The sequence below is a fragment of the Paenibacillus sp. 2TAB19 genome (assembly GCF_052115185.1).
Classification (GTDB): Bacteria; Bacillota; Bacilli; order Paenibacillales; family Paenibacillaceae; genus Pristimantibacillus.
Genome location: NZ_JBFRGE010000078.1, coordinates 20,064 through 31,137 on the forward strand (window position 1 = coordinate 20,064; position 11,074 = coordinate 31,137).

The 11,074-nt window shown below is 50.0% G+C and carries 9 protein-coding genes; all 9 read left to right on the forward strand.

The window, feature by feature from the left end; all coding sequences use genetic code 11:
• Positions 1-5 precede the first annotated feature (5 nt).
• Positions 6-1,145 (forward strand): 1-deoxy-D-xylulose-5-phosphate reductoisomerase, encoded by a 1,140-nt coding sequence (locus AB4Z33_RS25180; RefSeq protein WP_442052530.1) that lies wholly within the window; start codon positions 6-8, stop codon positions 1,143-1,145.
• Between the two features lie 94 nt (positions 1,146-1,239).
• A complete protein-coding gene (rseP, locus tag AB4Z33_RS25185) occupies positions 1,240-2,520 on the forward strand; it encodes an RIP metalloprotease RseP (protein WP_442052531.1) in 1,281 nt (426 codons plus the stop codon).
• 11 nt (positions 2,521-2,531) lie between these two features.
• Positions 2,532-3,980: a proline--tRNA ligase gene (gene proS, locus AB4Z33_RS25190; protein WP_442052532.1), complete on the forward strand. Its 1,449-nt coding sequence runs from the start codon at positions 2,532-2,534 to the stop codon at positions 3,978-3,980.
• Positions 3,981-4,147: 167 nt separating this feature from the next.
• Positions 4,148-8,461 (forward strand): PolC-type DNA polymerase III, encoded by a 4,314-nt coding sequence (locus tag AB4Z33_RS25195; RefSeq protein ID WP_442052533.1) that lies wholly within the window; start codon positions 4,148-4,150, stop codon positions 8,459-8,461.
• Positions 8,462-8,633: 172 nt separating this feature from the next.
• Positions 8,634-9,095 (forward strand): ribosome maturation factor RimP, encoded by a 462-nt coding sequence (gene rimP / locus AB4Z33_RS25200; protein ID WP_442052534.1) that lies wholly within the window; start codon positions 8,634-8,636, stop codon positions 9,093-9,095.
• A 42-nt stretch (positions 9,096-9,137) separates the two neighbouring features.
• Positions 9,138-10,235 carry a transcription termination factor NusA gene (nusA, locus tag AB4Z33_RS25205; protein WP_337103020.1) on the forward strand — a complete coding sequence of 366 codons (1,098 nt, stop codon included), beginning with the start codon at positions 9,138-9,140 and terminating at the stop codon, positions 10,233-10,235.
• Between the two features lie 48 nt (positions 10,236-10,283).
• The gene (gene rnpM, locus AB4Z33_RS25210; RefSeq protein WP_337103019.1) at positions 10,284-10,598 is read left to right on the forward strand and encodes an RNase P modulator RnpM; all 315 of its coding nucleotides are present in this window, start codon (positions 10,284-10,286) and stop codon (positions 10,596-10,598) included.
• A complete protein-coding gene (locus tag AB4Z33_RS25215) occupies positions 10,585-10,917 on the forward strand; it encodes a L7Ae/L30e/S12e/Gadd45 family ribosomal protein (RefSeq protein ID WP_337103018.1) in 333 nt (110 codons plus the stop codon). Before rnpM ends, AB4Z33_RS25215 begins: the two co-directional genes overlap by 14 nt.
• On the forward strand, positions 10,907-11,074 hold a 168-nt coding region (locus tag AB4Z33_RS25220), incomplete at its 3' end, for a translation initiation factor IF-2 N-terminal domain-containing protein (RefSeq protein ID WP_442052536.1). The genes AB4Z33_RS25215 and AB4Z33_RS25220, both read left to right, overlap by 11 nt.

The window sequence follows — 11,074 nt, forward strand, 5'->3', positions numbered from 1 at the left end:
GGGTGATGAAGAAAATTAGTATTTTGGGCTCGACAGGATCTATCGGAACGCAAACGCTTGATATCGTTGCTCATGCTCCGGAGCTGTTCAAAGTCGTCGGACTGTCGGCGGGATCTAACGTCGACCTGCTCATCGAGCAAGCGCGTCAGTTCAAGCCGGCAATCGTATGTCTCGGATCGAAGGAGCTAGCCGATGCCGCTAGACTGCATGTCCCCTCTGGAACAAGAGTGGTATATGGAGAAGAGGGCTTGATCGAGACGGCTTCTCATACGGATGCAGATATAGTTGTTACGGCGATCGTTGGCAGCCGAGGGCTTCCGGCAACGCTTGCAGCTATTAATGCCGGCAAGACGATTGGCCTCGCTAACAAGGAAACGCTCGTTACGGCTGGGCATCTCGTTATGGAACGCGCGAAACAGCGCGGCGTGGCGATTCTGCCGATCGATAGCGAGCACTCGGCTATCTTCCAGTGTCTGAATGGCGAGAAGCGGGAGAGCATCAAGCAAATTACGCTTACCGCATCGGGGGGCTCGTTCCGTGATCGTACGCGCGAGCAGCTAGAAGGCGTTACAGTGAGTGAGGCGCTTAACCATCCGAACTGGTCAATGGGTGCTAAGATTACGATTGATTCGGCTACGATGGTCAACAAAGGGCTTGAGGTCATTGAAGCCAAATGGCTGTTCGGGGTTACATACGATCAGATAGATGTCATTATTCATCCGGAAAGCATCATTCATTCCTATGTGGAATTTTCCGATCATAGCGTAATTGCTCAAATGGGCTTGCCGGATATGCGAGTGCCGATTCAATATGCGCTCACTTATCCGGATCGCGTGGCAACGCCGACGAATCGACTGAACTTAGCTGAGATCGGCAAGCTTCATTTCCGCGAGATGGATTTTGTCCGTTTCCCGTTACTGCGGCTTGCTTTCGATAGCGGACGCTTAGGCGGCTCCGCTCCAGCTGTATTCAATGCAGCAAATGAAATAGCGGTCGCTCGTTTCTTGAACGGTGAAGTTAATTTTCTCGATATAGAGAGAATTGTAGAGTCGACCGTTAGCCGGCATATTGTTACGGAGATTAACGATTTACAGACGATTGCGGAAGTAGACAGCTGGGCCCGCCGGTTTGCGGCAACCGTATAGGATTGCATACGGTCAAAAACCGGTTCTCTTGTATCGGACGGGAGAATAATGATAATCTATGTACAGGCCGTAACGAACAGGAGGCTTCACGTATATGCATATGATTCAGGTCATTCTTCTGACCGTGCTCGTTTTTTTCGTTATTGTCACGATTCACGAATGGGGACACTATTACTTTGCCAAACGGGCGGGAATATTAGTCCGCGAATTCGCGATCGGTTTTGGTCCAAAGCTGTTTTCGGTGTTGCGAGGCGAGACCAGGTATACGCTTAGACTGATCCCAGCAGGCGGCTTCGTTAGAATGGCTGGCGAGGATCCAGAGATTGTTGAAGTTCAGCCAGGCCAGACGATAGCAGTCCGCGTTAAGGATAACGTGGTCAAGAAGCTGTATCTGGATCGCTTGGATGAGCGGAGCGACGTTATTCGCGGTGAAGTTACCTCGATTGATCTAGAGCGCAATCTTCATGTGACGCTGGATATAGAAGGGGAAACGGAACGTTTTGCTGTGCATCCTCAAGCGTTGCTGATTACGAAAGGTAGAGATACGCAAATTGCGCCTCTTGACCGCCAATTCGGCAGCAAGACGGTAGGTCAGCGCGCGCTTGCAATTGCAGCTGGTCCATTTATGAACTTCGTACTGGCATTCGTGCTGTTCGCTGCTTACATTCAGATGGCTGGCGTACCAACCACTCAGCCCGATAAGCTGCTAATTAATTCGGTATTGCCAGATTCCCCTGCATCACAAAGCAAGCTGCAAGAAGGCGATGTCATTCATGCCATTAATGGCACGAAGATCGGTACCGATTTTGATAAAATGCTCGATATCATCGGAAAGTCTCCTAATGTCGCGCTTAAGGTCGATATTATAAGAGACGGCGTAGCTCAGCAGATTGAGATTACACCGAAGCCTGACGACGAAGGAGTCGGCAAGGTCGGCATTACCGCTGGCGTCAATAAAGTGCCGATGAGGCAGGCGACTTTTGCGGAGACGATTACGGGTTCGGCTAAATTAATGAAAAATATGACGATCAGCATTTTCGAAGGATTCAAGCAGCTAATCAGCAACTTTAATCTAGACGATGTCGGCGGTCCAGTACGAACGGCAGAAGTTACGGGCCAGATTGCAAGCCAAGGCATCGTACAGCTGACTTCGTGGACAGCACTGCTAAGTCTTTACCTCGGCATATTCAACCTGCTTCCAATTCCGGCGCTGGACGGCAGCCGTCTCATTTTCCTCGGAATTGAAGCATTGCGCGGTCGACCGGTCGATCCGAACAGGGAGAGCATGGTTCACTTTGTCGGGTTTGCAATGATTATGCTGTTAATGCTGGTAGTTACCTATAACGATATTTTACGATTGGTACGAGGGGAGTAGTAAGAAAGCTCATGTCTAAGGATAAGCAATTTGTTACGGAAATTACGCCGCAGAGCGAAGATTTCTCTAGATGGTATATCGATGTTATTAAGAAAGCCGAGCTGATGGATTACTCGCCGGTTCGAGGCTGTATCGTGTTCCGCCCAGAAGGTTATGAATTGTGGGAAAATATTCAGCGCGATCTGGACAGAAGATTCAAGGAAACAGGTCACCGCAACGCTTACTTCCCAATGTTCATCCCGGAGAGCTTCTTCCAAAAAGAGAAGGAGCATGTCGAGGGCTTCAACCCGGAGCTTCCATGGGTAACTGAGGCTGCCGGCGAGAAGCTGGAGGAGCGCCTGGCCGTTCGTCCGACTTCCGAGACGATGTTCGGCCATATGTATTCCAAGTGGATTCAATCTTACCGCGATTTGCCTGTCCTTATTAACCAGTGGGCTAACGTTGTACGCTGGGAGAAGCGTACGATGCCGTTCCTTCGCACAAGCGAGTTCCTATGGCAGGAAGGCCATACCGCTCACGAGAACGAAGAAGAGGCACGTGAAGAAACGATGCGCATGTTGAACGTTTATCGTGAGTTCGTAGAGGAGTTCCTCGCGATTCCGGTTATCGTAGGCGAGAAGACACCTTCGGAGCGATTCGCGGGCGCGGTAGACACATATTCGATCGAAGCGATGATGAAGGACGGCAAGGCGGTTCAAGCCGGCACATCCCATTATCTCGGAACGAAGTTCGCTGTTGCTTTCGATATCAAATATTTGGATCGTGAAAATACATTGCAGTTCTGCCATACGACTTCATGGGGAGCAAGCACGCGACTCATCGGTGCGCTTATTATGGTGCATGGTGACGACCGCGGGCTTGCGTTGCCGCCTAAGGTTGCTCCAACACAAGTTATTATGATTCCAATCGGACCTGCGAAGATGCGCGAGCAAGTTGTTGGTCGCGTGGACGAGCTGTATGCCGAGTTGAAAAAAGCTGGCGTTCGCGTTCGCGTCGACGACCGTGCGGACGTTAGTCCGGGCTGGAAGTTCAATGAATACGAAATGCGCGGCGTACCGCTTCGTCTCGAGCTTGGACCACGCGATATGGAGAACGGCGTCGTTGTGCTCGTATCGCGGATCACTGGCGAGAAACGCATCGTACAGCAAGACAATCTTATAGCTGAAGTTGAAGCGATGCTTGCCGAGATACAGAGCGGCATGCTGGAGAAAGCGAAGCAATTCAGAAGCGACAATTCCCGTTCCGTCGATACGATCGACGAGATGAAAGCTTTCCTTGAAGAGCAGCGCGGTTTCGTTGAAGCAGGTTGGTGCGGTTCTGCCGCTTGCGAGAAGCAAGTGAAGGAAGAGACGGGCGCTACAAGCCGCAACATTCCTTTCGAACCTTCYGTTCAGAAGCCGAAATGTCTCGTATGCGGCGATGATTCGAAGCATACAGTCGTCTTTGCAAGAGCTTATTAAGATAAACTCCTATCGGAGTGCCTAGAACGAATAACATTGTTCAAATATAGGATCGTATATCAATCTGCCATACTTTCTCTATATTTCTCCGGAATGAAACGCGCAGCGCCGCCAAAAGACGGCGCTGCGCGTTTCACCTTGGGGTTGGATCATAAGGAGTGATAAACATGAGCCAAACCGGTGACAAGCGGCAGCGCTTCGAGCTGTTGTTGCAGCAAGCAGGACTGCCGCAGGAACTTATACAATCTTATTTTCAAGACGGCTATATTGATCAAGTAATCGTAAGCAACAGCAATCGGGAGTGGACGTTTTGCATCCGCAAAACGTCCATGGTGCCTTTACAGGCGTATAATGGCTTCTGCCAAGCCGCGAAAATGAAGTTCGAGCATATTGCCGCCGTTTCTTTTCAGCTTATCTATGACCCCATTGTCGAGACGGAATCGATTTTACAGCAATATTGGGGCTTGTTCATGGAATGGGCGCAGCGCGAGATCGCGTCGGTTAACGGCTGGCTGCAGAAGGCATCGATTGATGTAGAGGGAGACTTGCTTACGCTGTCGCTGCTCGATACAACGGGGCTGGAGCTTGCGCGCAAGAAGAGACTTGATGAGGAGATCGTCCGTTTCTACGAAACGAGCTTTAACCGCACATGCAAAGTGAAGATGATCGTCAGCGAATCCCGCCAAGAAATATTGGATGAGTTTAATCTGAAGCTTGTTGAGGAAGAGCGTGAAGTTGTGCAGCAGCTGATGGCAAGCTCGCAATCGGAATCCTCATTTTCGGGTGACGACGAGGAATCCGTTAAGCTTGCCRTCGGTTACGATATTAAAGAAGAAGCCGTACCGCTTATGAATATTCAAGAGGAAGAGAAGAAAATAACGGTACAGGGCACGGTATTCGGACTAGATATGAAGGAGCTCCGCAACGGCAGCACCTTGTTTACGTTCAACGTAACCGATTTTACGGACTCCATCGCGATGAAGATGTTCGCCAAGACGAAGGATGACGTAAAAGTGCTAAGCCAGCTGGCTAATGGCAAATGGGTCAAAGCGCGCGGTCGGATCGAGTATGACCGATTCATGCAAGAGCCTGAGCTTGTCATGATGCCGAACGACCTGCACGAGATTGGTTCACCTCCGGACCGGAAGGACAAGGCCGAAGAGAAACGTGTCGAATTCCATCTTCATACGACGATGAGTGTCATGGATGCCGTAACACCGATCGGTGATTACGTGAAGACGGCTGCGAAGTGGGGACACAAGGCGATTGCCGTTACGGATCATAGCAATGTCCAATGTTACCCCGATGCGTTCAAAGCGGCTCAGAAGCATGGCATTAAAGTTATGTTTGGTTTGGAAGCGAACGTTGTCAATGACGCTGTGCCGATGGTACTGCAATCAAGACCCGAGCCGCTCGCTTCTGCGACTTACATCGTATTCGATATCGAGACGACAGGCTTGTCCGTCATTAATAATAAAATTATTGAGCTMGCCGGCGTGAAGATGCGGGAAGGAAAGGAAGTAGATCGCTTCTCGACCTTTATTAATCCGCATGAGAAAATACCGTACAACATCCAGCAGCTTACGAATATTAACGACGATATGGTGAAGGATGCGCCAGAGCTGGAACCTAAGCTGCGCGAATTCATTGAATTTATTGGGAATGACGTATTAGTTGCGCATAACGCGCGATTCGATATCGGCTTTATCCAGGCCTCTTGCAAAGCATTCGGCATGCCGGAGGTCATGAATCCTGTGCTCGATACGCTCGAGTTGGCTAGATTCATACATCCTTCGCTAAAGAACCACCGACTGAACACGCTCTCCGACAAATATAAGATCAGCTTGGAGAATCATCACCGGGCCATCGATGACTCGATTGCGCTTGGCGGAGTGCTGTTCGGCTTGATAGGTGACGCGGCGGAACGCAATATTACCGATCTACATCAGCTAAATGATTATGTAGGCATGGATCTTTCTAATTCACGTCCATTCCACTGCAATATATACGCGCTTAATGCAGTAGGCAAAAAAAATCTGTACAAGCTCATCTCGATGTCTCATACCGAATATTTCAAGCGTGTCCCTACGATTCCGAAGAGCAAGCTCGTCGAGCTGCGGGAAGGACTATTAGTCATCTCCGGCTGCGAGAAAGGCGAGTTTTTCGAGACGGTGCTTAATAAGTCGGAAGAAGAGGCTACCGAGGTTGCCCGCTTCTATGATGTGCTGGAAATTCAGCCGATCGACTTCTACATGCATTTGGTTGAGAAAGGCTTGGTCGGAAGCCGGGCGGAGATCGAGCAAGCACATCGCCGCATATGCCAGATTGGCGATGCGCTTGGCAAACCGGTTATAGCAACAGGGAATGTGCATTACTTGAACCCGCGGGATAAGATGTATAGGGACATTACGATAAATGGCATTACGGGCTTTAGTCCGCTCAAGGGACAACGCAAGCCGGATGCTCACTTCCGTACGACAGACGAGATGCTGGAGGAGTTCGCGTTCCTCGGGGAAGCTCGCGCGCGCCAAGTTGTCGTAACGAACACGTCTGAACTCGCCGATCGGTTCGAATCGTATGATTTGTTCCCAAGCGAGCTGTTCACGCCGATTATTGAAGGCGCTGACGAAGAAATTCGGAATACCTGCTATTCGACTGCTAAGGGGTTTTACGGAGAAGATCTTCCGCAAGTTGTAATCGACCGCCTGGAGAAGGAGTTAGTTCCGATTATTAAGTTCGGCTTCTCTGCCAACTATCTCATTTCCGAGAAGCTGGTGAAAAAGTCGAATGCGGACGGTTATCTCGTAGGGTCAAGGGGTTCGGTCGGCTCTTCGGTCGTGGCGACGTTCCTCGGCATATCCGAAGTTAATCCGCTTCCTGCTCACTATATGTGTAAAAATCAGGATTGTCGCCACAGCGAATGGTTCCTAGACGGAAGCGTGCCGAGTGGATTTGACTTGCCGGCTAAGATGTGCCCGAAATGCGATCAGCCGATGAAGGGTGAAGGACAAGATATCCCGTTCGAGACTTTCCTAGGCTTCAAGGGAGATAAAGTTCCCGATATCGATCTTAACTTTTCTGGCGAATACCAGCCCGTTGCCCATAACTACACTAAAGTTCTGTTCAGCGAGAAGGCCGTATTCCGAGCCGGAACGATCGGTACTGTGGCGGAGAAGACAGCCTACGGTTTCGCGAAGAAATATGAGGAAGAGAATAACAAGAAGTGGCGCGGGGCGGAGCTTGCAAGGCTCGCCAGCGGCTGTACGGGCGTTAAGCGCAGCACTGGCCAACATCCCGGCGGTATCGTTGTTGTTCCCGATTATATTGAGGTCGAGGACGTAACTCCCGTGCAATATCCCGCGGATGATCAGAATGCCGAGTGGAAGACGACGCACTTTGACTATMACGCGTTCGAAAGCAATCTGCTCAAGCTCGATATTCTCGGACATGACGATCCGACCATGATGCGGATGCTGCAGGATTTGACCGGCGTGGATCCGACGACGATACCGATGAACGATCCGAAAGTGATGAGCATGTTCAACTCGACAGCTGCGCTCGAAGTCGCACCCGAGAAGATTCGCTCCTCGGTGGCAACGTACGGCGTGCCGGAGATGGGTACGAAGTTCGTTCGTCAGATGCTTCAGGAAACACAGCCGTCTTCATTCGCCGACTTGCTGCAAATATCCGGTCTGTCGCATGGCACGGGCGTATGGCTCGGCAATGCGCAGGAGCTGATTAAGAACGGAACCTGCAACATCAAGACCGTAATCGGTTGTCGTGACGATATTATGTTGTATCTGATCTACAAAGCCGGCATGGATGCCGGACTTGCGTTCAAAATTACCGAGAGCGTTCGTAAAGGTAAAGGGTTAACGCCAGAATGGATCGAAGAAATGAAGCGCTGCAAGGTGCCAGCCTGGTACATTGATTCCTGTCTGCGCATCGAGTATATGTTCCCGAAGGCGCATGCCGCGGCTTATGTTATTTCGGCTGTTCGTACCGCCTTCTTCAAGCTCTATTATCCGATTCATTATTACRCAACCTACTTTACCGTTCGTGCCGACGACTTCGATTTGGAGCTGCTCTGCCAAGGCTATGATGCCATACTGGCTAAGTTGATTGAGATCGAAGCCAAAGGGTTCAATGCGCTTCCGAAAGAGAAAAATATGGTGTCGCAGCTCGAAATGTCGCTCGAGATGACGGCCCGCGGTTTCTCGTTCAAGCCAATTGATCTTTATCGATCGGATGCTACGAAATTCCAGGTGGACGGAGATTCTCTGATCCCGCCATTTGCAGCGATTGCTGGTATCGGCGAGAATGCGGCGCGCAATATCGCAGCTTCGAGAGAAGATGGCGAATTCCTGTCGATCGAAGATTTCCAAATGAAATCGAAAGCAACAAAAACGATTGTCGAGGTACTCGGATCGATGGGTTGTTTCCGCGGCCTGCCTGAATCTAACCAGCTTTCTTTGTTCTAGTTTTGAAAGAGACTTGAAAACATTTCTTGTCACTCTATAGTGGTTATGTTATAATTTTTGTGGCAATGATGATGATAAAGGCTCTAATGCAGAAGAGTGGGGAAACCCACTCTTTACGTTTTGTATTCGGCAAAACAGGCATACCGCGTAAAATACAGGAGGTCAAGTCAATTTGAGCACATCCAAAATCAAAACCGTTGTTGAGGAAATGATTTCACCATTTCTTGACAGCCAAGGATTTGAACTGGTCGATATTGAATACGTGAAGGAGGGCAGCAACTGGTTTCTCCGGATTTTCGTAGATAAGGAGGGCGGAATCGACATTGAAGATTGCGGCCGAATTAGCGAACACGTAAGCGAGCAGTTGGATAAAAATGATCCGATTACGGATGCTTATTTCCTCGAGGTGTCCTCCCCTGGCGCGGAGCGCCCGCTCAAGAAGCCGGAGGATGTGCGTAAAGCCGTCGGGAAACACGTTTACATAACGACATACGAACCGATCAGCGGCGCTAAGGAGTTTGAAGGGCTGCTGCTTTCGTTTGACGGCGATAACGCCGTTGTTGCTGTGGGGAAAAAAGAGCATAGTATTCCATATTCGAAGGTTGCAAGCGCTCGTTTGGCAATCGTGTTCTAACATTCGTTTTTTTTCTATTTTGAAAGGGGGAACTCCATTCCAATGAGCATGGATTTTATTGAAGCGTTACAGGAAATCGAAAGAGACAAAGGCATTACGAAGGATGTGCTGTTAGAGGCCATCGAGGCAGCGCTAATTTCCAGCTACAAACGCAATTTTAATACCGCACAAAACGTAAGGGTTGATATTAACCGCCATACCGGCGTTATTAAAGTATATGCCCGCAAGACCGTTGTCGAGGAAGTACTTGACCCGCGGTTGGAAATTTCGGTTGAAGCTTCCCGCGAGATTAACGCGCATTACCAGCTGGACGACGTTGCCGAGATCGAAGTTACGCCTCGAGACTTCGGGCGTATTGCCGCACAGACGGCGAAGCAAGTTGTTACGCAGCGTATTCGCGAAGCAGAACGCGGACTGATCTATAATGCCTTTATCGACAAAGAAGAAGATATCGTTAACGGCATCGTTCAGCGCCAGGATGTGAAGAATCTGTTCGTCGATCTAGGCAAGGTGGAAGCGGTATTGCCGCTTACCGAACTTATGCCGACTGACAAGTTCAAGCATGGCGACCGTGTCAAATCGTATATTACAAAGGTTGAGAACACGACTAAAGGGCCTCAAATTATTTTGTCCCGTACGCATCCAGGCTTGTTGAAACGTCTATTCGAGCTTGAAGTGCCGGAAATCTACGACGGCGTTGTCGAGATTCGTTCGGTTGCACGGGAAGCGGGCTTCCGCTCGAAAATTGCCGTTCATACGCGCAATAGCGAAGTCGATCCTGTCGGCTCCTGCGTAGGTCAGAAGGGCGTGCGCGTTCAAACGATCGTCGGCGAGCTGAAAGGCGAGAAAATCGATATCGTTCGCTGGTCCGAGAATGTCGAGGAGTATGTGGCGAATGCGCTCAGCCCATCCAAAGTGCTTGAAGTCATCGTCTTCGAGCAAGAGAAGATGGCGCGCGTCATCGTGCCCGACTATCAATTGTCGCTCGCGATCGGCATCAAAGGGCAGAACGCTCGTCTTGCCGCGAAGCTGACTGGCTGGAAAATCGATATTAAGAGCGAGACGCAAGCCGAGCAGGAATACGGACGTCCAAGAACAACGACGGGCACGATGCATCAGGACTCCGTCTCGATCGATTAGTATAGAGCAACACGATTGTCAATGTAACTCGCAGAGGAGGGGTGCGCGGTGAGACCAAGAAAAGTGCCGCTTCGCAAATGTGTCGCTTGTCAAGAGATGATGCCGAAGAAGGAACTTATCCGGGTTGTGCGGACGCCAGCCGAAGAGGTTCAGATTGACCTGACGGGCAAGAAGGCTGGACGCGGAGCATATCTGTGCGGCAAAGTGAGCTGCTTCAAGCTTGCTAAGAAAACAAAGGCGCTTGATCGTGCGCTTAAGCAGCCGGTAGGCGATCATATTTATGATCAATTAGAGCAAGACTTCGTAGCCGTCGAAGATCAATTCATTGCCGGCAAGGAGCTGAGCGCCGATGAAGACGAATAAAGCTTTGTCGTCGCTTGGCATGTGCATGCGTGCCGGCAAGCTCATCACCGGCGATGAAATTGTGGAGAAGGCGGTAAGGCAGAAGCAAGTGCATCTGGTCATTATTGCCGGAGATGCTTCTGCCAATACGAAGAAGAAATTCAACGATAAGTGCAGCACCTACGGGATACAACTCGCCGAAGCGTTCGACCGTGAGCAACTAGGAAAGGCGATAGGCAAGCCGGATCGAGTCGTGCTTGCGGTAACCGATGCGCAGTTCGGAAAAATGATTGCGAGTCATCTGAGCCATAATACGGAGGTGGATAATATTGAACAATAAACAAGACAGCAAGGACAATAAAGATAAACTCCGCGTATATGAATATGCGAAGTCGCTCAATATGAGCAGCAAAGAAATTATTACGATTCTTAAACGGTTGAACTTGCCTGTAAACAACCATATGAGTGTTATGGTTCATAAGGTTGAAGGCTTCTTC